Annotated in this window: 22 protein-coding genes; 12 read left to right on the top strand and 10 right to left on the bottom strand. The window is 62.4% G+C overall.

Going from position 1 to position 26,412, the window contains the following annotated elements; genetic code table 11:
• Window positions 1–2 precede the first annotated feature (2 nt).
• Window positions 3–1,154 (top strand): acyl-CoA dehydrogenase family protein, encoded by a 1,152-nt coding sequence (locus GCU68_RS10500; RefSeq protein ID WP_152941402.1) that lies wholly within the window; start codon window positions 3–5, stop codon window positions 1,152–1,154.
• A 316-nt stretch (window positions 1,155–1,470) separates the two neighbouring features.
• Here the strand turns inward: GCU68_RS10500 and GCU68_RS10505 are convergent, their stop codons facing one another.
• Both GCU68_RS10505 and ggt read right to left on the bottom strand, forming a co-directional pair.
• A complete protein-coding gene (locus tag GCU68_RS10505) occupies window positions 1,471–1,941 on the bottom strand; it encodes a hypothetical protein (RefSeq protein ID WP_152941404.1) in 471 nt (156 codons plus the stop codon).
• 158 nt (window positions 1,942–2,099) lie between these two features.
• Entirely contained in the window at window positions 2,100–3,944 is a 1,845-nt protein-coding gene (gene ggt, locus GCU68_RS10510) for a gamma-glutamyltransferase (RefSeq protein ID WP_152941406.1), read from the bottom strand.
• A gap of 217 nt (window positions 3,945–4,161) precedes the next feature.
• Here ggt and GCU68_RS10515 point away from each other — a divergent pair, with 217 nt between their 5' ends.
• The 3 genes from GCU68_RS10515 to GCU68_RS10525 all read left to right on the top strand — a co-directional run bounded on the left by GCU68_RS10515 (window position 4,162) and on the right by GCU68_RS10525 (window position 9,678).
• Window positions 4,162–4,914: a helix-turn-helix domain-containing protein gene (locus GCU68_RS10515; protein ID WP_152941408.1), complete on the top strand. Its 753-nt coding sequence runs from the start codon at window positions 4,162–4,164 to the stop codon at window positions 4,912–4,914.
• Window positions 4,915–5,012: 98 nt separating this feature from the next.
• Window positions 5,013–7,577 (top strand): heavy metal translocating P-type ATPase, encoded by a 2,565-nt coding sequence (locus GCU68_RS10520; protein ID WP_152941410.1) that lies wholly within the window; start codon window positions 5,013–5,015, stop codon window positions 7,575–7,577.
• A 238-nt stretch (window positions 7,578–7,815) separates the two neighbouring features.
• Window positions 7,816–9,678, top strand: coding sequence for an L-aspartate oxidase (locus GCU68_RS10525; RefSeq protein WP_152941412.1), 1,863 nt, complete (start codon window positions 7,816–7,818; stop codon window positions 9,676–9,678).
• A gap of 86 nt (window positions 9,679–9,764) precedes the next feature.
• Here the strand turns inward: GCU68_RS10525 and GCU68_RS10530 are convergent, their stop codons facing one another.
• From GCU68_RS10530 to GCU68_RS10550, 5 genes are all read right to left on the bottom strand, one after another.
• A complete protein-coding gene (locus GCU68_RS10530) occupies window positions 9,765–10,364 on the bottom strand; it encodes a DNA-3-methyladenine glycosylase family protein (protein ID WP_152941413.1) in 600 nt (199 codons plus the stop codon).
• Window positions 10,365–10,480: 116 nt separating this feature from the next.
• A complete protein-coding gene (gene katG / locus GCU68_RS10535) occupies window positions 10,481–12,625 on the bottom strand; it encodes a catalase/peroxidase HPI (RefSeq protein ID WP_152941415.1) in 2,145 nt (714 codons plus the stop codon).
• A 562-nt stretch (window positions 12,626–13,187) separates the two neighbouring features.
• On the bottom strand, window positions 13,188–14,531 hold the full coding sequence (locus GCU68_RS10540) for a RimK family alpha-L-glutamate ligase (RefSeq protein WP_152941418.1): 1,344 nt from the start codon (window positions 14,529–14,531) through the stop codon (window positions 13,188–13,190).
• Window positions 14,532–14,757: 226 nt separating this feature from the next.
• Window positions 14,758–16,227: a flippase gene (locus GCU68_RS10545; protein WP_152941420.1), complete on the bottom strand. Its 1,470-nt coding sequence runs from the start codon at window positions 16,225–16,227 to the stop codon at window positions 14,758–14,760.
• A gap of 296 nt (window positions 16,228–16,523) precedes the next feature.
• Window positions 16,524–17,273: a GNAT family N-acetyltransferase gene (locus tag GCU68_RS10550; protein ID WP_152941422.1), complete on the bottom strand. Its 750-nt coding sequence runs from the start codon at window positions 17,271–17,273 to the stop codon at window positions 16,524–16,526.
• A gap of 163 nt (window positions 17,274–17,436) precedes the next feature.
• On the opposite strand from GCU68_RS10550, the gene GCU68_RS10555 reads away from it, so the two are divergent.
• The 6 genes from GCU68_RS10555 (at window position 17,437) to GCU68_RS10580 (ending at window position 23,577) form a co-directional block, all read left to right on the top strand.
• The gene (locus GCU68_RS10555) at window positions 17,437–18,534 is read left to right on the top strand and encodes a succinylglutamate desuccinylase/aspartoacylase family protein (RefSeq protein ID WP_152941424.1); all 1,098 of its coding nucleotides are present in this window, start codon (window positions 17,437–17,439) and stop codon (window positions 18,532–18,534) included.
• Window positions 18,535–18,715: 181 nt separating this feature from the next.
• The gene (gene sdhC / locus GCU68_RS10560; protein WP_152941426.1) at window positions 18,716–19,111 is read left to right on the top strand and encodes a succinate dehydrogenase, cytochrome b556 subunit; all 396 of its coding nucleotides are present in this window, start codon (window positions 18,716–18,718) and stop codon (window positions 19,109–19,111) included.
• Window positions 19,111–19,476 carry a succinate dehydrogenase hydrophobic membrane anchor subunit gene (locus tag GCU68_RS10565; protein WP_152941427.1) on the top strand — a complete coding sequence of 122 codons (366 nt, stop codon included), beginning with the start codon at window positions 19,111–19,113 and terminating at the stop codon, window positions 19,474–19,476. The genes sdhC and GCU68_RS10565 overlap by 1 nt, the downstream gene beginning before the upstream one ends.
• 1 nt (window position 19,477) lies before the next feature.
• Window positions 19,478–20,356 carry a succinate dehydrogenase/fumarate reductase iron-sulfur subunit gene (locus tag GCU68_RS10570; protein WP_152941429.1) on the top strand — a complete coding sequence of 293 codons (879 nt, stop codon included), beginning with the start codon at window positions 19,478–19,480 and terminating at the stop codon, window positions 20,354–20,356.
• A gap of 3 nt (window positions 20,357–20,359) precedes the next feature.
• Window positions 20,360–22,198: an FAD-binding protein gene (locus GCU68_RS10575; protein ID WP_152941431.1), complete on the top strand. Its 1,839-nt coding sequence runs from the start codon at window positions 20,360–20,362 to the stop codon at window positions 22,196–22,198.
• Between the two features lie 83 nt (window positions 22,199–22,281).
• Window positions 22,282–23,577 carry a 5'-deoxyadenosine deaminase gene (locus GCU68_RS10580; protein ID WP_152941433.1) on the top strand — a complete coding sequence of 432 codons (1,296 nt, stop codon included), beginning with the start codon at window positions 22,282–22,284 and terminating at the stop codon, window positions 23,575–23,577.
• A gap of 42 nt (window positions 23,578–23,619) precedes the next feature.
• Here GCU68_RS10580 and GCU68_RS10585 read toward each other — a convergent pair whose 3' ends face one another.
• The gene (locus tag GCU68_RS10585) at window positions 23,620–23,814 is read right to left on the bottom strand and encodes a XapX domain-containing protein (RefSeq protein ID WP_152941435.1); all 195 of its coding nucleotides are present in this window, start codon (window positions 23,812–23,814) and stop codon (window positions 23,620–23,622) included.
• Window positions 23,815–23,997: 183 nt separating this feature from the next.
• On the opposite strand from GCU68_RS10585, the gene GCU68_RS10590 reads away from it, so the two are divergent.
• Window positions 23,998–24,222 (top strand): MarR family transcriptional regulator, encoded by a 225-nt coding sequence (locus tag GCU68_RS10590; protein ID WP_152941437.1) that lies wholly within the window; start codon window positions 23,998–24,000, stop codon window positions 24,220–24,222.
• Between the two features lie 123 nt (window positions 24,223–24,345).
• Here the strand turns inward: GCU68_RS10590 and GCU68_RS10595 are convergent, their stop codons facing one another.
• Window positions 24,346–25,161 carry an HD domain-containing protein gene (locus tag GCU68_RS10595; RefSeq protein WP_152941439.1) on the bottom strand — a complete coding sequence of 272 codons (816 nt, stop codon included), beginning with the start codon at window positions 25,159–25,161 and terminating at the stop codon, window positions 24,346–24,348.
• A gap of 123 nt (window positions 25,162–25,284) precedes the next feature.
• The gene (locus GCU68_RS10600) at window positions 25,285–25,764 is read right to left on the bottom strand and encodes a redoxin domain-containing protein (RefSeq protein WP_152941441.1); all 480 of its coding nucleotides are present in this window, start codon (window positions 25,762–25,764) and stop codon (window positions 25,285–25,287) included.
• A gap of 344 nt (window positions 25,765–26,108) precedes the next feature.
• Here GCU68_RS10600 and tatA point away from each other — a divergent pair, with 344 nt between their 5' ends.
• Window positions 26,109–26,405 carry a twin-arginine translocase TatA/TatE family subunit gene (gene tatA / locus GCU68_RS10605; RefSeq protein ID WP_152941443.1) on the top strand — a complete coding sequence of 99 codons (297 nt, stop codon included), beginning with the start codon at window positions 26,109–26,111 and terminating at the stop codon, window positions 26,403–26,405.
• The last annotated feature ends 7 nt before the right edge of the window (window positions 26,406–26,412 follow it).

Genomic DNA, 26,412 nt, shown 5'->3' on the forward strand with positions numbered 1-26,412 from the left:
GCATGGAATTCGGTCTCACCGAAGAACAGGAACAGATTCGCGACGAGGTCAGGCGGTTCGCCGAGAACGAAATCGTCCCGAACGCCGAAAAGTACGACGAAGAGGAGACGTTCCCCCACGAGCTCGTCGACGAGGCCGCCAAGATGGGACTGGTCGGCTCCTCGATCCCCGTCGAGTACGGCGGCGCGGGCTACTCGACGCTCGAGACGGTCCTCATCGCCGAGGAACTGTTCTCCTACGACCCCGGCATCGCGCTCTCGATCATGGCGTGTTCGTTCGGGACCGAAGCCATTCAGGAGTTCGGGACCGAAGACCAGAAAGAGCGCTTCTTAGAGCCCGTCGCCATGGGCGAGAAGATTTCGGGGGCGGCAATCTCTGAACCCGACACCGGCTCGGACGTCTCCTCAGTTTCCACGCGCGCAGAGAAAGATGGCGACGAGTGGGTGATCAACGGCAACAAGATGTGGATCACCAACGGGACCGTCGGCGACTTCTTCGTCATGCTGTGTAAGACCAACCCCGACGCCGAGGGACGCTACAACGGCTTCAGCCAGATCGTCGTCGAGTCCGACCGCGACGGCTTCTCGGCCGACAAGATCACCGGCAAGATGGGCATCCGTGCCTCGGACACGGCCGAACTCATCCTCGACGACGTCCGCGTTCCCGAGGAGAACCTGATCGGCACCCGCGACGCCGCCTTCATGCAGCAGATGCAGTTCTTCGACGCCACTCGGACCGGCGTCGCCGCACAGGGCGTCGGTATCGCGAAAGGGGCACTGCGCGAAGCCCTCGAGTACGCCCAGGACCGCGAACAGTTCGGCCAGCCGATCAGCGAGTTCCAGGCTGTCCAGCACAAACTCGCTGACATCGCGACGGAGACCGAGGCTGCTCGGAACCTGACGTACAAGGCCGCCTGGAAGGTCGATCAGGGCGAGAATATCACCAAACTCGCCTCGATGGCCAAGGAGTACGCCTCACGGGTTGCCGTCGACGCCGCGAACGAGGCCGTCCAGATCCACGGCGGTGCGGGCTACGTCAACGACTTCCCCGTCGAGCGACTCTATCGCGACTCGAAGATCACCCAGATCTACGAGGGGACGACCGAGATCCAGAAGAACATCATCGCGCGCGAACTGCTCGGCAAGGGCTTCTAGAGACGAACTTTTGCTCTGCGTGGGGTCGCTCTGCGACCCCACTCGGCAAAATCTTCAAAAGAGCGCTTCGCGCTCTTTTGGACCTCGCGGGATCTTCGATCCCGCTCAGCTTCGATGAAAAGCACTCCTCCTTCCGTTCTCTCACTCCTTACAGTCGTTCGTTTACATCAGTCGTCGGCCCGCTCGCTCGCCCTGCGGGCTCGCTAGCGGCTGTATCCACTGACACAGCCTGCCCTCCCCCGGATCGCGTGCTCGGCGAATCTCGCCGAGCACGCTCTCGGCCATCGGCAACGCCCTCGTTCTCGATCGGGTTCCGTCATCCGTCACTGTCGGAGTCGGAATCTCCGTCGTTGCTGTCGGAGTCAGTGTCCCCATCGTCAGTATCCGAATCGGAATCCCCATCGTCCCGATCAGAATCGGTGTCAGTGTCTCCACCGACCCGATCGGAATCAGTGTCGGTATCACCGTTCCCACCACTCGGCGGACTTCGATCGACGCTGTTCGCGTGCGCTCGCGGCGTGGCCGATCGCTCCGGCTCGCTGAGGTCCGACTCGTCCGGCGACGTGGGTCCCTTCTTGGGTGCGAAACTGGGCTCGAACACGTACAGGATGACGGGCGGGAGAACGTACGACCCGATCGCGAGCGCCGCGAACCACGGGTCGACGAAGACGAGGATGCCGAAGATGGCTAGCGCGGCGGTCGCGGCGGTGTGGATCGCTGTGTGCGTGTAGCCGCGGTAGAACGACCAGAACTCATGGAGCGGGCCCGCGACCGGTGGAAACGTCATTGGGACGACGTACGTTTCCAAGGAGGAAATCCGTTGGTGTGCGGCGGCTTCGGCGCTCGGGTCAGGTTACCACGGCGTCAGTCGTGGACTGCCCTCGAATTCGGGTGAATCCCCGCGAACGCGTGCCGAAACCTCGGTCCGGTGGACAGCCGAATACCTCAGTCGCGTCCGCGATCGCGGCCGACCCGATCGAGTCCGACGGCCTGGCCGCTACGGTTCGGATCGGCCGCGCCGGTGAGTTCGTCCTCACCGATGTCGATGACCTGGACGTTGCCGAGGGTGCTGGGTGACTCGTCCCATTCCAGGCCCCAGGCGGCAGTGGTTTCGCGAGCCTCGGGCGGGACGCCGTCGTCCCAGCCAATCCCGCCGCAGTAGTGGGTGTAGATGTTCGGCTCCGTGACCGCCTCTAGCGGGTCGAGGCCGTAGACGTACCGGTACAGGATCGTCTGCAGCGTCGTCGAGATAATCGACCAGCCGCCGGGCGACCCGGCGGTGAACTCCGGCCGCCCGTCCCGAAGGACCATCGTCGGACTCATACTGCTCAGCGGGCGCTTCCAGCCGTTCGGCTGGTTCGCACCGCCCGGCGCGAAGTCGAAGTCCGTGAGTTCGTTGTTGATCATGAACCCGCGTCCAGGGACCATCTTGCCCGACCCCATGAACTGCTCGATCGTCGACGTGTACGAGACCGCGTTGCCCCACTGATCGACGACCGAAAAGTGCGTCGTCTGGCCGTTATCGTGGATTTGCTCCGGATTACCGCCGCCAAAGCATCCCTCGGTGTCGCCCATGACCGACCGCCCAAGTTCGATCAGATTCGCTCGCTCCTGCAAGTACTCGTCCGAGAGCAGCGCGTCGGTTGGGTCGTCGATGAATTCGGGATCGCCCATGTACTCCATTCGATCGCCCCAGGCGACGATCGTTGCCTGGGCGATCAGGTGGTACATTTCGGGCGATCGGAGAGCGTGCTCGTCGATACCGAGGTGCTCGAGCATTCGGAGGACCATCGCCACAACCGTTGGTCCGGAACTCGGAAGCGGCTGGCCGACGAGCTCGACATCGCGCCACTCTGTACGGACCGGCTCGTCGAGCGTGACGTCGTAGTTCGCGATGTCGTTCGCGTCGACGGCGCGATCAGGATCTCTGGCGTGGCGCTGGATTTCGGCCGCGAGATCCTCGGCGATGGGTCCTTCGTAGAAGGCCTCCGAACCGTCGCGTTTGATCTGTTCGAGGGTCTCCGCCAGGTCGAGGTTCGTCATCGTGTCTCCCTCGTCGTAGAGGGTCCCGCGCTCGTCGCTGAAGGTGTCGAGGGCCGCGTCGTTGAACTTCCAGGTGTTGTTCGCGATCTGTTCTGCGAGGAACCAGTCGACGGTGAAGCCGTTGCGGGCGAGGTCGATCGCCGGGGTGATCAGCCGCTGGCGCGGCTTGCTCCCGTACCGTTTGCGTGCCGTCTCGAGCCCCTTCACCGTGCCGGGCACACCCATCGACTCGCCGGTCTGGATCGCCCGGTCGAAGTCGAGCTCGGTCCCCTGATCGTCGAGGAACATGTCGGGTGTCGCCCCTTGGGACGCGCGCTCGCGGCTGTTGACGACGTCGACCGAATCCGACTCGGCGTCGTAGATGACCATGAACCCGCCGCCGCCGATGCCCGACCCGTGGGGTTGCGTGACGGTCAGGACGTACTGGAGTGCGATCGCGGCGTCGACCGCGTTCCCGCCCTCCCGAAGGACGCGCGCCGCGACGCCACCGGCGATCGGGTCGACCGTCGACACCATCCCGTCGGCGGCAGTCACTTCGCGACCGCACGTGAACTGCGGATGGTCGCAACGGAACCCGGAGACATCCGTCACCTCTTGGTACTCCGTATCCGCAGTTACCGGATTCGACCCGATCGTGAGTGCGCCGGCCGTCGTCCCGGTGAGAGCGAGGAATCGACGACGATTGATTCTCCGCCCGTCGAACCCACCTTGCTGTTGTCCGTCAGATGTGTTGTATCTTCCCGCCATAAGCACGAAAAAAGTACTGACACGGTACAATGAACACCACGTCAGACATCACGTACTGATAACGAAGTGATGGCGAACCAACAGAGCGTGCGGATACGGGCCGAACTCGCTCGGATCGTGGAGGGAGGGCGTTCGCAGAGCGATCTTTCGGTCGAACTGGACTGTCGTTCGGTCGGTGACCGGGAACCCTATTCCGAGTGACCACGTGTGCACTAGTATGAGAGAGTTCGTCTTCGCCCTCGAGTACGAGCCGGATGCGAATCCGGTCGCCGACGTCCTCGCCGACCACCCGGCGGCGTCGATCCGGTCGCTGTCGTGTCACGTCACCGAAGACAGCCTCTGGCGGGTCGACCACGCCGAGGGGCCACCGGAGGCACTCGAGGCGCTCGAGGACGCCTATAAAAATGCGGACTTCTTCGCGGACTGTCTCGTCAAAGACGATTGCGGCGCAGACTGCGAGGTACAGGTACTCGACCGCTCGAGTGACACGCTGGTAGTCTACACCTACTGGGATCGCACCGAGATCTGTACGTCGGTCCCCCACGTCGCCCTCGAGTATCTCGGCGAGGGGCTGTTGTTCGAGACCTACCGCGAAGGGCGCCGGTACCGCTGGCGAATCGTGCTGGGCAGCGACGCGCCGATACACGAGTTCTTCGACGCGTTGGGCGAGGAAGTCGGCGAGTGTGCGGGCATGGAGATGCTGCGGCTGACGGAACTCGACCCCGAACGCAACGGGATCGAGTCCGACCACGACCAACCGCTCCCGAGCGAACAACGGGATGCGTTGCAGGCGGCCGTCGAGTACGGCTACTACGAGACTCCCCGGCGGATCGATCTCTCTGAACTCGCCGAGCGACTGGACGTGCCCCGATCGACGCTCTCCTACCGGCTTCGGCGGGCCGAAGCCAGCCTCGCCACGGCGTTCGTCGCCGACGATCAATCGCTCGAGGCACTACCGGCTGAGCTGTGAGCGAGTCGGGTTCAGCTGCTACTGACCGAGATGAACCCGGCCCCGAGTTGGCGCACGCCAAATAACCCGTATGGTCCACGAGTGATTACTGACTCGTAATGAGTGAGTCATCGCCGTCGGCGCCGCCCGACTCGAGTCGCACGCTCGAGTTACGGGTGCCCGAGATGGACTGTCCGTCCTGTGCCGGGAAGGTGACAAACAGCGTCGAGCGGTTGGCGGGGATCGACGGGATCGAGCCGCGGGTGACGAGTGGCCGACTCGTCGTCGAGTACGACCCCACGCAAACGAGCGACGCCGAAATCCGCGAGCGGGTCCGTGCGGCGGGCTACGAAATCGTCGACTCGGCGTCCGAACTGACGCTGTCGGTCCCCGACATGGACTGTGCCTCGTGTGCCAGCAAAGTGGAGAACGCACTCGAGAGCGCCGACGGCGTCGGCGAGATCGAGACGCGGCCAACGTCGGGCCGTGTCACCGTCTCGGTCACCGACGAGACCGACCCCGAGTCGGTCGCCGACGCGATCGGCGCTGCCGGCTACGACGCGACGCCTCTTCAGGACGGCACCGATGCCGTTGTCGACGAACAGCCGATCTGGCAGAGCCGCCGAGCCATCGGGACCGCGATCGGTGCCGCGATCGTCACGGTCGGGATGGCACTCTCATTTGTCGTCCCGGCGCTCGATCCGACGCTCGGGACCGTCGCCGGCCGCACCTACGCGCTGTCACACCTCCTGTTCATCGTCGCCGCACTAGTCTCCGGGACGCCAATCTTGCGGAACGGCTACTACTCCGCGCGCAACCGGAGTCTCGACATCGACTTCCTGATGAGCGTCGGGATCGTCGCCAGCGTGGCGGCTCATCACCCCTTCGAGGGGGCGATGCTCGCAGTGCTGTTTTCGATCGCCGAGTTGCTCGAGCGGTTCTCGATGGATCGGGCTCGTGACTCGCTGCGGGAACTGATGGATCTCTCGCCGGAGACGGCGACGATCAAGCGCGCAGACGGCAGCGAGGAAACGATTCCGGCTGATGACCTCGCGGTCGGCGACACAGTCGTGGTCCGGCCAGGTGAGAAGATTCCGGCTGACGGAACCGTTCTCGAGGGCGAGAGCGCGATCGACCAGTCACCGATTACGGGCGAAAGCGTCCCCGCCGATAAGGCCGCGGGTGACGAGGTCTTTGCGGGGACGATCCTCGAGTCGGGCTATCTCGAGGTCGACGTCGAGAGCGAAGCCGACGAGTCGACGATCGCACGGATCGTCAGCATGGTCGAGGACGCCGAACGGGAGAAGACCGACCGCGAGCAGTTCGTCGACCGCTTTGCGAGCGTCTACACGCCGATCGTCGTCGTGCTCGCGATTGCCGTCGCCGTCGGGCCGCCGCTGCTCGTCGGGGCGTCGTGGAATACCTGGTTCCTCCGCGGACTGACGTTGCTGGTCATCGCCTGTCCCTGCGCGTTCGTCATCTCGACGCCAGTTAGCGTCGTCTCGGGGATCACCAGCGCCGCGCGAAACGGTGTGTTGATCAAAGGCGGGCGACACCTCGAGTCCGTCGGCGAAACCGACGTCCTCGCGGTCGACAAGACCGGGACGCTGACAACGGGCGATCTCTCCGTGACCGACGTGATCCCGCTCGAAGGAGCCGACGAGGAGACTGTTCTCCGGCGGGCACACGCCGTCGAACGGCGAAGCGAGCATCCGGTCGGACAGGCGATCGTCGGCTACGCCGACGAACAGGGCGTCGTTCCCGAGACGGACGAACACGACGTGTCGAACTTCGAGGCCTTGACGGGGAAAGGCGTCCGCGCCGAGGTGGATGGGACGACCCACTACGTCGGCAAGCCCGACCTCTTCGATGATCTCGCCGACTTAGCACACGTTCACCGGACGACCGACGGAGGGACGACGCTCGAGTCACCCGCCGACTGGCCCCAGTGTGACCGTGAGGGCTGTCTGGACGTCCTGAGCGAGGTCGTTCCCGACCTCGAGGCCGAGGGCAAGACGGTCGTGATCGTCGGTACCGAGGACGGCCCGATCGGCGTCATCGGCGTCGCAGATCGCGTGCGTCCCGACGCTGCGTGGGCCGTCTCGCGACTGCAAGCACAGGGTGTCCGCGTCGTGATGCTCACTGGCGACAACGAGGGGACCGCACGCGCAATCGCCGACAGCGTCGGTATCGAGGAGTATCACGCCGAACTCCTCCCCGACAAGAAACTCGAGTGGATCGACCGGCTCGCGGACGACCACGGCGGCGCGGACGGGACGGGCCACGTCGCCATGGTCGGCGACGGGATCAACGACGCGCCAGCGCTCGCGACGGCAGATGTCGGCATCGCGATGGGGGCTGCGGGCACGGATACGGCCCTCGAGACGGCCGACGTCGCACTGATGGGCGACGATCTGACGCGGCTACCGTATCTCTTTGCCCTCTCAAGCAAGGCAACTGGCGTTATTCGCCAGAACATCTGGGCGAGTCTGGGCGTCAAGGCCGTCCTCGCCGCCGGCGCGCCGTTCGGTATCGTGACCGTGATCCACGCGGTCGTCATCGGCGACATGGGAATGAGCCTCGGCGTGACCGGCAACGCAATGCGACTGGCGAGCGTCGAACCGGAACTTCCAGACGACCTCGAGGGAGAGTCCCTCGAACGTCGAGGCGCGATCGACCGGTGACGCGGGTCGGTACGGTACCGTCCGCCCGGCCGTCGACTTCCACGGGACGAGGCCAGCGAGCGAATCGGCAACGGGTGCGACTGGCAAGGTCCCCGGCTGACTGACCCGTTCTGGAACGCATCGCTACTCCGGAACTGATCGGACCTAACCCCTCGAGTAGCGTCCGAACGGCCTCGCTTTCGGCTGCTTGCGTAGTTTGGTGAGAGAGCTTTACTCGACCGGACCATATCTTCTCGTGATGACACAAATACCGCCTGCTGACCACGGTGTACCGGCGGCCGACGATGCCGGCGGCATCGACGGCCGACTGCCACAAGGCGGAGCCGAGGCTGACGACCGCGACCACGAGGTCACGTCCGACATCGTCACCACATCGGTGCTCGTCATCGGGGCGGGCGCTGCCGGAGCTCGAGTCGCCATCGAACTGGCCGAGTCGGGTCTCGAGCCGCTCGTCGTCGGTAAACGCGATTACGGCGACGCCCACACGACGTGGGCCGCCGGCGGAATCAACGCCGCGCTCGGCTCGCTCGATCCGGAAGACGACTGGCCCATTCACGCCGCGGACACGCTGAACGAAGGCCACCATCTGAACGACCCGGAGGCCGTCGAGCTGACGACCAAACACATGCCCGACCGGATCCGCGAACTCGACGAATGGGGGCTGTCGTTCGCCCGAACCGACGACGGGGCGATCAACCAGCGATACTTCGGCGCGCAGTCCTATCGTCGAACCTGTTTCGTCGGTGATCGAACCGGCGAGGCCATGCTCGAGACGCTGATCGACCGCGCGAAAGCGCTCGAGATCCCCTACCGCGAGAACGTGATGATCACCCGGCTGCTCTCGGACGGCACGCGCGTCGACGGCGCGGTCGGCTTCGACATGGAGACCGGCGAGGGGCTGTTGTTCCGAACGAACCACGTCGTGTTGGCGGCGGGTGGCTTCTCGGCGGCCTACCAGCGCCACTCCTCGCGAGACGACGAGAACAACGGCGACGCACAGGCGCTGGCGCTCGAGGCGGGAGCCCGACTGCTCGACACCGAGTTCGTCCAGTTCCACCCCACCGGCATGGTCGGAGAACGCTACGGCGAGGAGTGGGACGGTCGACTCGTGACGGAGGCCGTCCGCGGAGAGGGTGGCCGACTCTACAACGCGGATGGCGAGCGGTTCATGGAGCGGTACTCGCCGGACCAGATGGAACTCGACGCCAGAGACGTGGTCGCGCGAGCGATTGCAGCGGAGATCCGCGAAGGGCGGGGAACCGAACACGGCGGCGTCTACCTCGACATCTCCCACCGCGATTCGAAGTACATTCGCGAGCGACTGCCGACGATGGTCGACCGGTTCGAGAAACTCGGCGTCGATATCACGGCGGAACCGATGGAAGTCGGGCCGACGGCCCACTACACGATGGGCGGCGTCGATATCGACTTCCGGACAGGGGAGACCGGCGTCGACGGACTGTACGCCGTCGGTGAGGCGGTCGCGGGCGTCCACGGGGCGAACCGCCTCGGTGGCAACTCGCTGGCCGAAACTGTTGCGATCGGTAAACTCGTCGGCGAGCACGTCAGCGAACAGGTCACCGCAGCCGACCACGAGCCCACGATCACCGACGGCCAGCGGGCGCTTGCCGAACGCGAGTTTGCCGCTCTCGCGGAGCTAGCCGCCGCCGACGGCGACGCCACGCCCGAGACGCTGCTCGAGGAACTCGGCGACCTGCTGTGGACCCACGCCGGGATCCTCCGCAACGAGGACGGGCTCCGTGAGGGGCTGGACCATCTCGAGGACCTGCGCGCGCGGACAGCCGATCTCCAGATCGACGGCGACCGCACCTCCCGATCGTTCGAGTACGCCGTCGACCTCTCGATGAGCCTCACCGTCGCCGAGGTGTTGCTCCGGACGGCCCTCGAGCGGACCGAGTCCCGCGGTGCACACTATCGAACGGATTTCCCGGAGACGGACCCGGATTGGCGACAGAACCTCATCGTCTCGGCCGACGAGCGCGGGCTCTCGATCCGACGCCGGGGCGTCGCCGAACCGAGCGAGCCGGTCCGTGAGGCGCTCGAGGAAGGGTACGCACTCGACTACCACCACCTCGAGTGAGCACGCAGACGGACTCCTGTCCGTCAGTTCCGGCGGCGTACTCGCCCGCCAGCGGTGCCGCCGGGACACAGTGACAGCAGACCGTCTCAGGCCTCGTACTCGGCCCAGATGTACCGCGACGCGAGACTGCGGTAGGGCCGCCACGGCTCGGCCACGTCTCGCATCTCGGCTCGCGTCAGTTCTGCCCCATCGTTGTACAGCGATTCGATGCCGCGTCGAATCGCCAGATCGCCGAGCGGCAACACGTCCGGTCGCTGGAGAACGAACATGAGGTACATATGGGCGGTCCACTCACCGATCCCGGTTATCTCGGTGAGTTCTGCGATGACCGCTTCGTTCGTGTACCCGGCGAGGCCGGCCCGCGTGAGATCGCGCTCTTGGAATGCACGGGCGGCGTTTTCGACGTAGTCGGCTTTCGTCCTCGAGAGCCCGGCCTCGAGCAGGTCTGCTCTGGACGCTTCGAGGACGGCTTCGGGCGTAACGTCTCCCCCGAGAACGTCGAAGACACGCTCGCGGACGGCAGCCGCACTCGCCGTCGATAACTGCTGGTTGATGATCGACACGCAGAGGCGTTCGTACTCGTTCGGGTTCGACTCGAGTGGATGTGGCTCGCGGCGGTCGATCACGCCCGCCATCACGGGGTCGGCTCGGAGGACGGTCTCCGGATCAGGATCGGCGTCGGCCATGCTCGGTGGCTCGAAGGCTCGAGTGGACAAAAAGACGGTGGTCGAAAAGCGAGCGGCCGTCGTTGCTCGAGTCGGCGACCGACTCGGGTTCGGTCAGATCGGGGTGCTGTTCCGAGTTACTCGAGGTCGAAGCGGTCGAGTTGCATCACTTTGCTCCACGTCTCAACGAAGTCCTGGACGAACTTCTGCTCGCCGTCCTCGGCGCCGTAGACCTCCGCGATGGCGCGAAGTCGGGAGTTCGAGCCGAAGACGAGGTCCACGCGGGAACCTTTGAATTCGACCTCGCCCGTTTCGCGGTCGCGAAGCTCGAAGACAGCTTCGTCCTCCGAGGCCGCTTCCCACTCGTAGCCCATGTCGAGGACGGTCTCGAAGAAGTCGTTGTTCAACGTTTCCGGCTCGTCGGTGAAGACACCGAGATCGGAGTTCTGGTAGTTGGCGTTCAGTGCGCGCATGCCGCCGACCAGCGCCGTCATCTCGGAAGCCGACAGCGTCAGAAGGTCGGCCTTGTCGACCAGCAGCTCCTCCTGCGTGCGGTCCATCGCGTCACCCTCGGTGTAGTAGTTGCGGAACCCGTCAGCGTCGGGCTCGAGCCACTCGAAGGACTCGACGTCAGTCTGGTCCTGCGTGGCGTCGGTACGGCCGGGTTCGAACGGCACCTCGACATCGTAGCCGGCGTCGGCAGCTGCCTGTTCGACGGCGGCGGAGCCACCGAGAACGATCAGGTCAGCGAGCGAAACCCGCACGTCGTCGGATCGCGAGCTGTTGAAGTCTTCCTGGATCTCTTCGAGGATCGAAAGCACCGTCGCCAGCTCCTCGGGGTCGTTGACTTCCCAGTTCTTCTGGGGCTCCAGACGGACGCGGGCACCGTTTGCGCCACCGCGCTTGTCGCTGTCGCGGTAGGTCGACGCCGACGCCCAGGCGGCCTTGACCAGCTCGGAGACGGACAGCTCCGACTCGAGAATCTCCGTTTTGAGGTCGGCGATCTCCTTGTCGCCGATCAGTTCGTGGTCGACGTCGGGGATGGGGTCTTGCCACAGGAACTCCTCGTCTGGAACTTCCGGACCGAGGAACCGCTCTGTCGGGCCCATGTCGCGGTGGATCAGCTTGTACCAGGCTTTCGCGAAGGCTTCCTCGAGTTCTTCAGGGTTCTCGTAGAAGCGCTCGGCGATCTCACGGTAGTCCGGATCCTCCTTGAGCGCGAGGTCCGTCGTGAGCATCATGGGCGTCTGGCTGCCGTCGGGATCGTGGGCGGCTGGCGCAGCGCCCTGTGCCTCCTCGTCGACCGGCGTCCACTGGTAGGCGCCGGCGGGGCTCTCGTCCAGTTCGTACTCGTACTCGAACAGGTTCTCGAGGAAGTCGTGGTTCCACTCGATCGGTGACTCGGTCCACGGCCCCTCGAGGCCGCTGGTGATCGTGTCGTCGCCTTTCCCGGTGCCGTACTCGTTGTCCCAGCCCAGCCCCTGCATGTCGATCGGTGCCTCTTCCGGGTCCGGACCGAGGTTGTCGTCGGGGGCAGCGCCGTGGACTTTCCCGAACTCGTGTCCGCCGGCGATGAGCGCGACGGTTTCCTCGTCGTTCATCGCCATGCGTTTGAACGACTGGCGGATGTACTTCGCCGACTCCTCCGGATCGGGGTCGCCGCCCGGCCCTTCAGGGTTCACGTAAATGAGGCCCATGTGGTCAGCAGCGACGTCGCCCTCGAGGTTGCCCTCCTCGTCGTGACGCTCGTCGCCCATCATTTCTTCTTCGGGACCCCAGTCGACGGCCTTGTCGGGCTCGAAGTCGTCATCGCGCCCGCCGGCGAAGCCGTACGTCTCGAAGCCCATCGACTCGAGTGCGACGTTCCCGGACAGGACCAGCAGGTCGGCCCACGAAAGGCTGCGGCCGTACTTCTGCTTGACTGGCCAGAGGACCCGTCGCGCCTTGTCGAGGTTGACGTTGTCGGGCCAGGCGCTGAGCGGGGCAAAGCGCTGTCGGCCACCGGATGCGCCCCCGCGGCCGTCGCTGGTACGGTACGTACCCGCGCTGTGCCACGCCATCCGGATAATGAGTGGCCCGTAATGGCCATAATCAGCAGGCCACCAGTCTTGGGACGTCGTCAACACCTCGGCGATGTCCGCTTTCACTTCGTCGAGATCGAGTTTCTCGAACTCCTCGGCGTAGTCGAACTCTTCGTCCAGCGGACCGGCTGGACGAGCGTTCTGATCGAGAACCTCTAAGTTCAACTGATTCGGCCACCAGTCTTGGGAAGACCCAGTCATCGTTGACCAATTACTACTTTCGCATATTAAGATTTTCTAAGTCAGAAATGAACTCTTCGCTCCAACCAAAGCAATCTTCTGAATCCATGAGTTTTTATCAGTGATAAAGTCATACTGTGTATTCAATACGTCTGTCGACACCTGCTCTCCAGTGAGTACGTCGCCGAACCCGACTGGGCGATCTCCTCGAGGGAGGTACAGTCATCCATCAGCAACGGACTGCTCGTCCGGCGATTCGAGTGTTGTGGTCGTCTGGCTGGGGTTCACCGGCGTTGATTAACGACAATTCTCAGGTCGTCTCGAGCTGGGTGGTAGACCCATTTACGACATCGAGTTTGTGTTTCGAATGTTCCTCGTTCATCGTGAATCCGTCTACTCTACCACACAGAATCGGTGATCGTTAGTACGTCGGCGGCAACCTTATTTTTCGTTTCGTCTGTTTAGATTTTGCATACAAAAAATAAACTCCTGAAAAGTATCGAAACGTCCAGTGGCTGTCCTTCGTGACTCGAGCTCGCCGCCATCGAGTCGCGACGGATCGACGTGGCGACGTCGACGGTCGTTACTCTTCTTCTTCGGGCGTGTCGTGAGCGTCGCTGTCCGTCCGTCGGCTGACATCGACCTGGTAGTTCTCGAGGATGTCGCGGCCGAGGATGACGGGGTAGTCCATGTGGCTGCGGTCTTCGACGCTTGCGGTGACGGTGTGTTGGTTCCCGCCGACGCCGATGACGACGTCGACGACGGGACGACTCTTTGCGGTCTTGCTACTGCCGGAGCGGATCCGCGTGATGGATTTGATCGGGCCGGCCCCGATGTCGGCCGCGAGTCCAGTGTCGATACTCGTCCGCGTCGCACCGGTGTCGGATTTCGCCATCACGGATTTCGAGCCGCTGGTTCCCGAGAGGACGATCTCCTCTGTGTAGCCGATCACAGCCGGCTCGGCGTCCGGTTTGGACGACCGGCTCGGCTGGGCCGTCGGCCGGGAGTCATCGAGGACGTTCGAGAGTTCCTGGACGCGCTCTTCGTCGACTTCACCGCCCGCGCGCTCGATCGCGAGCTTTGCGATGTAGGGTGCCGGACTGACGTGAGTCGCCTCGTACAGACCCTTGAATCCCGCCGTTGGGTTGACCTCGAGGACGAACCAACCGTCGTCGCCTTCGACAAGGTCGACGCCGGCGTAGTCGAGACCGATGGCGTTGGATGCCTGTCGAGCCATCGCTCGAGCCTCTTCGGGGAGGTCGTCGGTCGCGTTTTCGACGGAGCCGCCGAGGGCGACGTTGGTTCGCCAGTCGTTGTCGGGTGCGTAGCGGTACATCGCGCCGATGATCTCGCCACCGACGACGTAGACGCGAACGTCTCGGTGTTTGGCCCCGTCCCGGTCGATCAGTTCCTGCAAGAATGCGTATCGGTTGCCGACTTTCGCGTTGATCGGCTCGTCGCGGCCGACTTTCCAGGTGCCGCCGCCGTGAGTGCCGATCGCTGTTTTATAGACTGCTTCCTCGCCGTAGCGGTCGCGTGCGGCGTTGAGCTGTTCGCTGTTGAGCGCGAGGGTGACGTTGGGGGTCTGGACATCGTTCGCGGCGAGCGTCGTCGCCGTCGAGAGCTTATGCATTGCCGTCAACACCGTCGCCGGCTCGTTCAACATCGGCATCAGCTGTGCGAACGTGTTTGCAAGCCCGAGTTCTTCAGCGGGCTGTTCGGTGTTCGACAGCAGCATCCGATTCGCGATGACGTCCACGTCCGGCTCGAGGACGACCTCACCGTCAGTGACGCTGACGGCAGTGTTCTCGTTTCGAAGCCATTCCGTATCGTGACCCAGTGCCTCGACCGCGTTCAAAATCGCCTTTGTCTCTTTGCTTGTATGAAGACTCAATACCCCGACAGTGACAGGATCTGCAACAGCCATACGGAGTCACAGGGCAACGTAGGCAAAAAGTATACTGTCATCGTAACCGACAGAAATCTGAGGTATGACTTCGTTCGATCGCCCGACGGCAGCGTAATCGGCGGCTATGATGTGCGTGGTATTCTCTAACTGACTGTCGGATCCGGTGATGCGTTCATTGACCGACCTCGACGAACTCACATCCCAGAGTGTGGTAACCGTGTTTCCCCACTGATCGCGTCGCAAGTCACGTCACTGTGGATCGAACCGCTTGGGGATCGACGAGTCCGCTCACAACGGCGAGGATCGCCCACGTCACCGCGCCGAGTGCGATCGCGCCGATCAACATGAGTGGACTCGAAACCAGCGGCGTCACGAGTAACACGGCGAGCGCCATCACGCCGGTGATCCCACAGATCAGTCCCATCGTCTTGCCCAGTCGACGAAGTCGCAGCGAGAGTTCCGAGTGGACGATGTAGAGGTTCACCGCGACGTACACCGAGTGGGTGGCGACCGTCGCGATCGCCGCGCCGACGACACCGATCGTCGGAATGAGCACGAGATTGAGCCCGAAGTTAGCCGCCGAGGTCCCCCCTTTCGCGATGGCCCGCGCTCGAGCGCGGCCGAGATAGTCAAGACTGTCGCTGGTCAGGTTCGTAATCGCCTGCAGGATGATGAAGACGGCGAGGACCTGCAAGACGGGGACTGCGCCCGCATAATCGCCGCCGAAAACCATCGTGACGAGCGGGTCCGCGACGATGACGAGTCCGACGGTCGCCGGAATGTAGAGCAACATCGTATTCGTCAGCGACGTCTCGTAGATCCGACGTGCCTGCTCGAGTTGGCCCGTCGCTTTCTGCTCGCCGAAATTCGGTGAGATGGTAAAGCCGAGCGATTCGGCGGGTGCGAGGACGAAATCCGAGATCTGCTTTCCGAGCGTGTAGAACGCAACCGCGGTCGGGGTTAGAAAGACGCCGACGAGCACGGTGTCGATCTGCTTGTCGACTACGTTCGCACTGCGCGTCGCCGTCAGCGGCACGCTGTACTCGAGGAGTCGCTGTGAGAGTCCGTCCTCGTACGTCTCGGCTGGTTCGTAGCGGGCGTAGAATTTGTAATACAACAGGGCGAGTCCGATCGCGGCCGAGATCGCGTAGCCAACAACGTAGCCGAAAAAGGCCCCGAGTGCGCCCAGTCCCATGAGGACGAATCCGACGGCAAAAGCGAGGCGAGCGGCACCACTGACTGCCTGAACGATCGCGCTGTATCCGAGGTTATTGAATCCCTGAAAGGCGATCTGTGTGAAGGTACTGAACGAGAAGACGGTGATGTAGATGACACCTGCTGCGAGAAACGGCGCGGCCGACGGTTCGCCCAGACTGATCGCAAGCTCCTCGTGAAACACCACGAGAAGGTAGGAAACGAGCGTGATGATGACGATCTTAACCGAGATCGTCGTCTTGATCAGGTGGGGGATCTGTCCCGGCGCTTTCTCCCGGTACTCCGAGAAGTACCGCGCTGCCGACTTCCCGAGGCCGAGATCCGCGACCAACTGAACCATCGCGAGCACCCCGATCACCCAGTACAGCGTCCCGTAGCTGTCCGGATCGAGGAGATACCGCGCCAGCAAGAACATTAACAGCGCGCTCGAGAGCATGTAGACGGCTCGAGCGACGAGCGTTGCCTTGAACCCGTGGACGATGTGATCCTGTCTACTCATGTGAAAGACATCTCACTCGAGCGGTGGTCGGCCGCTCGACCGACGCGCGGCGTCGAGATACTCGACGTGAAGCGTGAATCGCCAATTGTAATGCGGTGACAACAGGTATCCGAACGCGATATCACGAGTGAACGCTCGGCTTACGCCGTCGATCTCTGCCCAGCGTTTGAATCGGGGCCGTCGTCGGCTTTTCCTCGAATCGGCGTGCTGGCCCACCGTGGTAAGTGCCCCGTACCGTGCTCAGAAATCCAGCCACCGTGGTCGAACCTAGCGTGACCGAGCCCGTCTGTGCGACCCTAGAGATACGACGAGTCCCACCGCGTCGCCTTCCGTCGGTTCCCACAGACGTTACATTCGACACGCCCCATCGCGTCCATGGCATTGTCGATCGAGTTGCAGTTTCCACAGAGCAACGCGTACTGCTCCGTCCGATCCTCGTTCTTGTACGCGCTGTAAAACGGTGCTTTCGCACCGCGGGACGCCTCGCCGTAGCTCACGTAGATCGTCTCGCCGTCGACCTCGAGTTCGTCGACAGCGCCCCAGCCTTCCTCACCGATCTCGCTTTCGACGTAGACGTTTTCGGTAAACGTCTGGTCACCGATCTCGACCTCGCGCTGGCCGGCCTGCTCGAAGCCGTGATCCTGGTAAAACTCGTTGCCACCCTCGTTGTCCTCGAGGACGAGACACTGGATGTGGTCGGCTCCTTCCCCGAGCAGCCGCTCGCGGGTTCGGACGAGCAAGCGGACACCCGTGCCACCGCCACGGTGGTCGGGATCGATGTGGAGCCACAACAGTCGGCCGGTGTCGTAGCGTTGGCCGACCAGATCACTCTGTGAGAAGCCAACGATCTCGCCGTCGCGTTCGACGACGAGGACGAGCGAGTGATCGTCCTCGAGTTCGTCGTCAAACGAGTCGCCGTACCACTGTTCGACGGCCTCGTCGATCGTCTCGCCGCCGAGGAAGTCAGTGTACGTCGAGTTGAGCGAGCGATGGGCGATCGAGCGAATGGTATCGATGTCGGCAGTAGTCGCTTCACGAATCTCCATGCGTGGGGGTAACACATCATCCTACAAAACATATGCCCACGGGGAGACTTTTTCCCCGACTCTCGTTCGATGGAACGACGATCTTTTCCGTAAAATCAACACTGACGCCGGCTCATCGGACCAACAGGAGAAGATTCACATTGCTCCCACCGGAGATACTGCTATGAGCGACGATATCGACGAACCACCCGACTCGAGCGACGTCGGCGACGCCGAACCGTTTACGTACAACGGCGGCCGCGTCGATCCGGGCGAATCGGCGAACATTCGGTACGGGATCAGCGAAACGTATCTCGGCGATCCGGTTCGGATCCCCGTGACGGTGATCAACGGCGAACATCCGGGTCCGACCGTCTTTCTCTCGGCGGCGGCCCACGGCGACGAACTCAACGGAATTGAGGTCGTCCGAGAGGTCGCCCACGACTGGGACCACTCGAACCTCCACGGCACACTGATCTGTTTGCCCGTGATGAACGTCCACGGCTTTCTCGCACAGGAGCGCTATCTGCCGATCTACGACCGGGACCTGAATCGGTCGTTCCCCGGCCGTGCGGGGTCGACGAGCGCGCGACGGATGGCCCACCAGATCTTTACGAACTTCATCGAACCCTGTGACATCGGGCTCGATTTTCACACCTCCACGCGCGGGCGAACCAATATGTTGCACGTTCGAGCGAACATGGAGAACTCGAAGGTCGCCCGCGTCGCGAAAGCGTTCAGTTCGAACGTCATCATCGCCGGCGAGGGGCCGTCCGGGACGCTTCGGCGGGAGGCGACACAGGCCGGCATTCCGACGATCACCATCGAAATGGGCGAAGCACACCGGTTCCAACGGCAGTTGATCGACCGTGCGTTGACCGGCGTCGCGAGCGTCCTCGCCGAGTTCGGGCTTCATCCGGAGTCGTCGGTTCACTGGCCGGGCTGGCGGACCATTATCGACGACGACAACGAGAAGACCTGGATCCGCGCGGACGCGGGCGGCATCGTCGATATGAAACGCGGACGGGGTGAACTCGTCAAAGAAGGTGAAGTGATCTGTGTGATCACCAATCCGTTCAAAGAAGAAGAGGACATCGTCACCGTCGAAGCGCCGTTTACGGGCCTCATCGTCGGCGTCCTCGAGAATCCGGTCGTCTATCCGGGGAATCCGCTGTGTCACCTCGTCGGGCTCTCGCCGGACACGCTAACGGCACTGGAGCGTGAACGAACCACGGATCGCTCGAGAGCGGACCGGCGAACCTCCGAATCGACACTCGACTGAGACCGCCGAGACGGTTCTGGTGGAAACGCGATGAGCAATCCGGGTCGGGTCGCGGGTTCGGGCCGAATCCGAGACGTTAAAAAATTACTCCGTTTCCGACTCAACAGTTATACGAAAGGGGGCAACGGAAGCGATAAAAGTAACTTCTATACCCCAGCGGTCTAACGGACCACATGAGCGTATGAGTCAGTCTTACAATCGCGGTCTCATCGAGGACTTCGGTCGCTGGAAGGAGTTCTCGGCCGGCATGTGGGCGTGGATCTTCCACAAGTTCACCGGGTGGATGCTGATCGGCTACTTGTTCACCCACATCGCCGTGCTGAGTAGCTCGCTTACCGGCCCCGAAGCGTATACGAACACCATTCAGGGTCTCGAGAGCCTCTTCATTATTCGAGTGCTCGAAGTCGGACTGCTCGCCGTGGCAGTCTTCCATATCCTGAACGGACTCCGCTTACTGATGGTCGACCTCGGCGTCGGCCTCGACACACAGGACAAGAGTTTCTACGCCTCGCTGGTGTTGACGGCAATCATCACCGTCGCGAGCGTCCCAACCTTCATGGACGGGGTGACGATCTAATGGCAGAACGATACTCTTCGTTCACGCCCGGCGGCACGACGTGGCTCCTCCAGCGGGTTACGGCGGCCTTCTTAGTCGTGGTGCTCGCATTCCACTTTTTCCTCTTGCACTTCGTCAACCACGCTGCGGACGTGACGTTCGCCGGAACGCAGGCTCGAATGGAGAACGTCGGCTACTTCCTGACGATGGTGTTGTTCCTGATCGCCGGAACGTTCCACGGCGTCAACGGTGTCTACAACGCCCTGGTCAACCAGGGACTCAAGGGGACCCAAAAGAAAGTCGTGCTTGCAGTCCTTGTTATCGCGAGCCTGGCACTCATCGCCCAGGGAACCTACGTTGCAACCGTCATGGCGGGGTGGACCTAACATGAGTACTCAACAACAAAAACCCGAGACGCAAGAGTCACCGGAAGACCCGGAGATGAAAGGCGCAGAGTCGCCCCAACAGGAGCGACTCAAAGAGAAAGAAAGTGGCATGGTCGACGAGCGGTCGGCCGACGAGTCCGAACTCGACGGTGAGACGGTACACATCAAAGTGTTCCGGTACGACCCCGAAGTCGCGGACAAACAGGAGCCGCGCTTCGACGACTTCCACGTTCCCTTCAAGAAGGGGATGACCGTCCTCGACGCGGTCATGTACGCGCGGGACACCTACGACTCCTCGTTGACGTTCCGACACTCCTGTCGACAGGCCGTCTGTGGCTCTGACGCCTTCTTCGTCAACGGTAAACAGCGGCTGGGCTGTAAGACGCAGATCTCCGAACTCGAACACCCGGTTCGTATCGAACCGCTTCCACACCAGGAGGTCGTCAAGGACCTGGTCGTCGACATGGACCACTTCTACGACCAGATGCACGCTGTCGAGCCGTACTTCCAGAACGAGGATACGCCCGACGCGAGCGACCTCGAGGAACAGCGACAGTCCCGTGAAAACCGCGAGAAAGTCAAGATGTCGACGCGCTGTATCTGGTGTGCGTCGTGTATGTCCTCGTGTAACATCGCGGCCGGCGACAACGAGTATCTCGGCCCGGCAGCGATCAACAAAGCCTATCGCTTTGCGATGGACGACCGCGAAGGCGACGAGATTAAAGAACACCGACTCCGTATCTTAGAGCAGGAACACGGCGTCTGGCGGTGCCAGACCCAGTTCTCCTGTACCGAAGTGTGTCCGAAAGACATCCCGCTCACCGAGCACATTCAGGAGCTCAAGCGGGAAGCAGTCAAGAAGAACCTGAAGTTCTGGTAAACCATGTACGAACACGACGTTATCGTGGTCGGCGCCGGCGGCGCCGGCCTCCGGGCTGCGGTCGCAGCGGACGAGGCAGGTGCAGACGTCGCACTGGTCTCGAAACTCCACCCAGTTCGCAGCCACACGGGTGCGGCCGAAGGGGGAATCAACGCCGCCCTGCAGGAGGGTGACGACTGGGAACTCCACGCCTACGACACGATGAAGGGATCCGACTATCTGGGCGACGCCCCGGCAGTCGAGACCCTCGCGAAGGACGCCCCCGAAGACACGATCAGACTCGAGCACTGGGGGATGCCGTTCTCCCGTGAAGAAGATGGCCGTGTCTCCCAGCGACCGTTCGGTGGGCTCTCGTACCCACGAACGACCTACGCTGGAGCCGAAACCGGCCACCACCTGCTGCACGTGATGTACGAGCAGGTCGTCAAGCGCGGTATTCAGGTCTACGACGAGTGGTACGTTATGGACCTCGCAACGACCGACGAAGACGACCCCAACGACCGCGAGTGTCACGGCGTCGTCGCCTACGACGTCCAGTCTGGCAAGATTGAAGGGTTCAAAGCGAATCAGGGCGTCGTCCTCGCGACCGGTGGTCCCGGACAGGCGTTCGACCACACCACTAACGCCGTCTCCTGTACCGGCGACGGCCACGCGATGGCCTACCGCGCCGGCGCACCGCTCGAGGACATGGAGTTCATCCAGTTCCACCCAACCTCGCTTCCATCCACTGGTGTCCTCATCTCCGAGGGTGTCCGTGGCGAAGGTGGGATCCTCTACAACAACGAGGGCGAGCGGTTCATGTTCGAGTACGGCTACGCGAACAACTCCGGCGAACTCGCCTCCCGCGACGTCGTCGCGCGTGCCGAACTCACCGAAGTCAACGAGGGCCGCGGTGTCAACGACGAGTACGTCCACCTCGACATGCGCCACCTCGGCGAAGAGCGCATCATGGACCGCCTCGAGAACATTCTCCACCTCGCGGAGGACTTCGAGGGCGTCGACGGTCTCGTCGAGCCGATGCCGGTCAAGCCCGGCCAGCACTACGCGATGGGCGGCATCGAGACCGACGAGAACGGTCAGACCTGTATCGACGGCCTCTATGCGGCCGGCGAGTGTGCCTGTGTCTCGGTCCACGGTGGCAACCGTCTCGGCGGCAACGCCCTGCCAGAACTGATCGTCTTCGGCAAACGCGCGGGCTATCACGCCGCCGGCAAGGACCTTGGCGATGCCAGAATCAAGACCGGCTACGGCGACGACGTCGAAGACGAAACTGACGCCGACCTGCCGGTCGAACCCGGTGCGTCCGGCCTCGATACGTCCGGTGGCGTCGCTGCAGACGGTGGTGTCACCGCCGACGCCGAAGGCGTCTTAGAGCGTACCGTCGAGCAGACCCGCGAGCACATCGATTACCTGATCGAGAAAGACGACGGCGTCCAGCACGCCGAAATTCGCTCGAAACTCCAGAAGGCGATGACCGACTACGTCAACGTCTTCCGCACCGAGGAGGGCATCAAGAAGGCGCTGAAGATCATCCGCGAGTGTCGCGAGGAGTATCAGGACGTCTACGTCGCTGATCCGTCGCGAACGTTCAACACCGATCTCCAGCAGACGATCGAAACGCGTAACCTGATCGACGTCGCCGAGACGATCGCGCTCGGTGCGCTCGTTCGCAACGAGTTCCGCGGTGCCCATTGGCGTCAGGAGAACCAGATCCGTGACGACGAGAACTGGCTCAAACACACGCTCATCTCGTGGGACGACGGCGAGCCGTCGATCTTCTACCGTCCAGTCATCCTCGAGGGTGAGGACAAGACCTACGAGCCGAAGGTTCGCAGCTACTAACGGCCGCGATCGCGTTTTTTCGTTGTGTTCGACCGCTTCGGATCACCACGCCTAAGAGCGACGGCAGGGTATCCAGGGTCGGAATGTTACTTTCGGGGACGGTAGTTGCTGACGCCGAAACGGTGATCCACGACGGGGCAGTCGTCGTCGAGGACGACGTGATCGTCGCCGTTGGGGATCGAGAAATCTGCCTCGAGCGGTATCCGGACCACGTCCACGAGCGGTACGACGTGCTTATGCCGGGGACTGTCGGGGCACACGTCCACTCCGTCCAGAGTCTCGGCCGGGGTATCGCCGACGACACGGAACTGCTCGACTGGCTCTACGAACACGTCCTGCCGATGGAGGCGTCGCTGTCGCCGAAAGCGATGCACACAGCCGCCGAACTCGGCTATCTCGAGTTGATCGAAAGCGGGACGACGACCTGCATCGATCACCTCTCGGTCGCCCACGCCGAGGAGGCGTTCAAGGCGGCCCGTGAACTCGGGATTCGCGGTCGCCTCGGGAAGGTGATCATGGACAAAGACGCCCCACCGGGGCTGTTAGAGGAGACCGACGCGGCACTCGCCGAAAGCGAGCGACTCATTCGCCAGTATCACGGCGTCGACGATGGCCGAATTCAGTACGCCGTGACGCCCCGGTTCGCCGTGAGCTGTACCGAGGTCGCCCTTCGCGGGGCTAGAGACCTCGCAGACACTCACGACGGGGTGATGATTCACACTCACGCAAGCGAGAACCGCGGCGAGATCGCGGCCGTCGAGGAGGAAACCGGCCGACGGAACATCCACTGGCTCGACGAGGTCGGGCTGACCGGCGAAGACGTCGTCCTTGCACACTGCGTCTGGACCGACGAGTCGGAGCGAGCGGTACTCGCGGAGACCGGCACCAACGTGACCTACTGCCCCTCCTCGAATATGAAACTCGCCAGCGGCGTCGCGCCGGTTCTCGACTATCTGGACCGGGGAATCAACGTCGCGCTGGGCAACGACGGCCCACCGTGTAACAACACGCTCGACCCGTTCACGGAGATGCGACAGGCGAGCCTGCTCCAGAAAGTCGATCGCCTCGAGCCACAGGCGCTGCCCGCGAGAACGGTGTTCGGGATGGCGACGAGAAACGGGGCGCAGGCGGCGGGTTTCGACCGTGTCGGCAAACTCCGTGAGGGATGGAAAGCCGACGTGATCGGCCTCGAGACGGACGTCACCCGCGCGACGCCGATCCACGACGTGCTCTCGCATTTGGTTTTCGCCGCCCACGGAGACGACGTTCGCTTTACGATGGTCGACGGCGAGGTGCTCATGCGTGACGGAGAAGTCCTCGTCGCGGACGCTGACGCCATCAGAGCACGAGCGCGCGAGTTCGCCGCCGACCTCGAGTGAACGGACTCGGTTCGACAGCCGACGTATGGGATCAACGATTGTCTAGAATCCGAACGAATCGAACACGTCGACGCTGACGTTTGCCGCCTGTACCAACTTATATCCCAGATAGATGCCGACGATTCCCATCAATCCTGGAAGCTCCGGTGGTGCCGGAATGGGGACATCGAACAGCGCGAAGAACGCACCGGTGAGCGTGCCGGTCAGCAAGCCGAGCGCGATGAGTTCGTGATTCATACCGGTGAGGGAGGTCGGTGACGACAAAAATACACTGACTTGGACGCGCCCACGTGAGTTATTCGACCGTTCTTGTGACCCGATCGCGATCACGAAACCGCACCCAGTGGCTGCTCTCGAGCCCCGTGTTTCGACAGATGACGAAGCTTAGTTTTAATATCGTCGAACAGCTGAACGAGTAGTATGCATTACGACGGACAGTCACGTTCGAGTGTATCGATTCCGACCGACCTCGAGTCGCCGCGAGCGAAACTCGTCTACCTCTATCTGTCCGCGTGGCCGACAGCGACGACGGAGGAACTCTGTACTGCTCTCGACCTCAATACCGGAACCGTCCTCTCGATTACCAGCACACTTCGAACCCGGGGTTATCTCGAGCGGACGGATTCCGGGTTCGAACTCGCCTGAACGCGAGTCACCGAGCGGAAGCGGGCAGTCGTGAGTCAGGCACGACCCGCCGGACCCGTCGGTAAGGTCAATTGAAAAGGACAGGAACTCTGCGCACAGCAAACCCGGTCGCCGAACGTCGCTCTAGAGTTCGATTCGCTCGACCAGCTGTTCGCGGTTCTCGTTCGTATTGACCGCGACGATCCGGATCTGATCTTCGAGCCCGGAGCCGTTGAGTTTCGCTTTCAACAGGTTGTCGACCTGATAGACGCCGGCGGCGTTCGTCATGGCGATTTCGACCATGACGGGACTGGTCTCGCCTTCCTGCAGCGTGACGCGGCTGATCGCCTGACTCGACAGGGTGTTGATGCCGCGGCCGCCGTGTTCGTAGGGAATTCGCGAGCGGCCACGCTCCATATCCAGCGCGTCGGCGACACGGATAACGCCTGCTTCGGTCGTTAGCGGGGTCTCCGATCGGTGGTGACAGAGGATGGCGTGAAGGACTTCGCCTTTCACGCGGACCGATTCGGCGACGTCGTAGAACTCGGGCAGAACGCGATCGAGGATGTCCGAAGCCAGCGGGATCGAGTAGTAAGCGTGTTGGTCGCGATGGACGACGTGACCGACGTCGTGGAGGGTCGCCGCGAGCGCGATGATGACCGACTCGTCTTCCTCGGCGAGCCCCTGCTGGCGTGCGCCGTTGAAATCGACGTTGCCGGCTTTGAGCAGGTCGTACAGACACAGCGCCCGATTGCGGACGATCTCGATGTGTTTCGAGCCGTGATCGTTGTACTGCATCCGATCGACCGCGTTGACGTTTTGGGCCTCGAGATACGTCTCGATCTCTTCGTCCTCGGTGATGAACTCGAGGACGCGGTTGAGTTTCGCGTCGGGGAAGTTGTGGTCGGCGTCAGGGGAGTAAACACGACGAGCAGAGTCGTCACCAGCAGAATCGCTCATACGCGAACGTCGACTGCGGACTAAAAAAGCCCTGCGGCGATAGCTGTTCGATGATCGTACCTCGAGAGAACCGCCGTAAAAACGCGATTTCGGGGAGCGTTGCTCGTGGCTACCCGGACCGCTCTAGGCTGTGTCCTCGACGGCGGCCTCGACGTCGTCGTAGTCGGGTTCGACACCAGGGTCGTCGCTGACCCACGCGTAGGTGACCTCGCCGTCGCCGTTGACGACGAATACCGAGCGCTTGGCGACACCGTAGACGCCGAGGTCGGCGAAATCCATCTCGATGTCGTAGTCGGCGATAATCTCCTTGTTATAATCGCTGAGGAGACCGAACTCGAGGCCGTTCTGGTCGCGGAACTCGTTCAGCGCGAACGGGGAGTCACGGCTGACGCCGTAGACGGTGGCGTCGAGCTCGTTGAACGCGGCCAGACGGTCTTGGAACGTACACATCTCGTCGGTACAGACGCCGGTGAACGCGCCGGGGAAGAACGCGAGGACGATCGGTGCTTCGTCCTCGAGGCGCTCCGAGAGCGTAAAGGAGTCGACGTCGCCGTTTGCAAGCGGTGCGGTGAAATCGGGTGCAGCGTCTCCAGTTTCAGGCATCACTGGGTGCTTACGGGTAAACGGGAAAGACAGTTTCGTTCGCGGAACTGATCGTTCTCGAACGACTCTGTGAATACGACTACCGGACCGACGACGAACTCGACTCGAGACGCCCGTATTCGAACGCTGAGTGGAGCGCTCACTGACTCCGATGACGCTGAATATCATTGCTTTTATATTTACTGCTGTAAGTCACTTCGATCAGTTTGAACGATAATTATATTACCGAAAGTACGACGTTGTAATTAGTTCGATAACCCGGCTCAAACGGACTGTCGCCGAAACATGGTTTACTGAGTGGTCCAAAAAGGTTATAATTGCCAGCGGGTAAGCAATGCATAGAGATGGTAGCCGAAATCGCACCGCTGTTCATCCCCGGCGCACCCGGGGGGCCGGAACTACTGATCATCCTTTTCATCGCCATCCTGCTGTTCGGGGCGAACAAGATCCCGAAGCTGGCTCGGTCGACTGGCGAGGCCATGGGCGAATTCCAGAAGGGGCGTGAAAAGGTCGAAACGGAACTTGAGGAAATGCGTGAGGGCGGCTTCGAGGAGGACGAACTCGACGAGGAAGACGACTTCGTCGACACGGAACCCGTCACGCAGGAGGACGAAACGGAAACCGAGACGGAAACCAACTAACGGATTT

Source organism: Natronorubrum aibiense (assembly GCF_009392895.1).
GTDB classification, from domain to species: domain Archaea; phylum Halobacteriota; class Halobacteria; order Halobacteriales; family Natrialbaceae; genus Natronorubrum; species Natronorubrum aibiense.

Bases quoted from the DNA above. Each gene is read 5' to 3' on its own strand.
- GCU68_RS10520 (WP_152941410.1), top strand. From the start codon at position 5,013: ATGAGTGAGTCATCGCCGTCGGCGCCGCCCGACTCGAGTCGCACGCTC.
- GCU68_RS10525 (WP_152941412.1), top strand. From the start codon at position 7,816: ATGACACAAATACCGCCTGCTGACCACGGTGTACCGGCGGCCGACGAT.
- GCU68_RS10600 (WP_152941441.1), bottom strand. From the start codon at position 25,764: ATGCCTGAAACTGGAGACGCTGCACCCGATTTCACCGCACCGCTTGCA.
- GCU68_RS10575 (WP_152941431.1), top strand. From the start codon at position 20,360: ATGTACGAACACGACGTTATCGTGGTCGGCGCCGGCGGCGCCGGCCTC.
- ggt (WP_152941406.1), bottom strand. From the start codon at position 3,944: ATGGCGGGAAGATACAACACATCTGACGGACAACAGCAAGGTGGGTTC.
- GCU68_RS10570 (WP_152941429.1), top strand. From the start codon at position 19,478: ATGAGTACTCAACAACAAAAACCCGAGACGCAAGAGTCACCGGAAGAC.
- GCU68_RS10515 (WP_152941408.1), top strand. From the start codon at position 4,162: ATGAGAGAGTTCGTCTTCGCCCTCGAGTACGAGCCGGATGCGAATCCG.
- katG (WP_152941415.1), bottom strand. From the start codon at position 12,625: ATGACTGGGTCTTCCCAAGACTGGTGGCCGAATCAGTTGAACTTAGAG.
- GCU68_RS10530 (WP_152941413.1), bottom strand. From the start codon at position 10,364: ATGGCCGACGCCGATCCTGATCCGGAGACCGTCCTCCGAGCCGACCCC.
- tatA (WP_152941443.1), top strand. From the start codon at position 26,109: ATGGTAGCCGAAATCGCACCGCTGTTCATCCCCGGCGCACCCGGGGGG.
- GCU68_RS10505 (WP_152941404.1), bottom strand. From the start codon at position 1,941: ATGACGTTTCCACCGGTCGCGGGCCCGCTCCATGAGTTCTGGTCGTTC.
- GCU68_RS10555 (WP_152941424.1), top strand. From the start codon at position 17,437: ATGAGCGACGATATCGACGAACCACCCGACTCGAGCGACGTCGGCGAC.
- GCU68_RS10590 (WP_152941437.1), top strand. From the start codon at position 23,998: ATGCATTACGACGGACAGTCACGTTCGAGTGTATCGATTCCGACCGAC.
- sdhC (WP_152941426.1), top strand. From the start codon at position 18,716: ATGAGTCAGTCTTACAATCGCGGTCTCATCGAGGACTTCGGTCGCTGG.
- GCU68_RS10500 (WP_152941402.1), top strand. From the start codon at position 3: ATGGAATTCGGTCTCACCGAAGAACAGGAACAGATTCGCGACGAGGTC.
- GCU68_RS10540 (WP_152941418.1), bottom strand. From the start codon at position 14,531: ATGGCTGTTGCAGATCCTGTCACTGTCGGGGTATTGAGTCTTCATACA.
- GCU68_RS10550 (WP_152941422.1), bottom strand. From the start codon at position 17,273: ATGGAGATTCGTGAAGCGACTACTGCCGACATCGATACCATTCGCTCG.
- GCU68_RS10580 (WP_152941433.1), top strand. From the start codon at position 22,282: ATGTTACTTTCGGGGACGGTAGTTGCTGACGCCGAAACGGTGATCCAC.
- GCU68_RS10595 (WP_152941439.1), bottom strand. From the start codon at position 25,161: ATGAGCGATTCTGCTGGTGACGACTCTGCTCGTCGTGTTTACTCCCCT.
- GCU68_RS10565 (WP_152941427.1), top strand. From the start codon at position 19,111: ATGGCAGAACGATACTCTTCGTTCACGCCCGGCGGCACGACGTGGCTC.
- GCU68_RS10545 (WP_152941420.1), bottom strand. From the start codon at position 16,227: ATGAGTAGACAGGATCACATCGTCCACGGGTTCAAGGCAACGCTCGTC.
- GCU68_RS10585 (WP_152941435.1), bottom strand. From the start codon at position 23,814: ATGAATCACGAACTCATCGCGCTCGGCTTGCTGACCGGCACGCTCACC.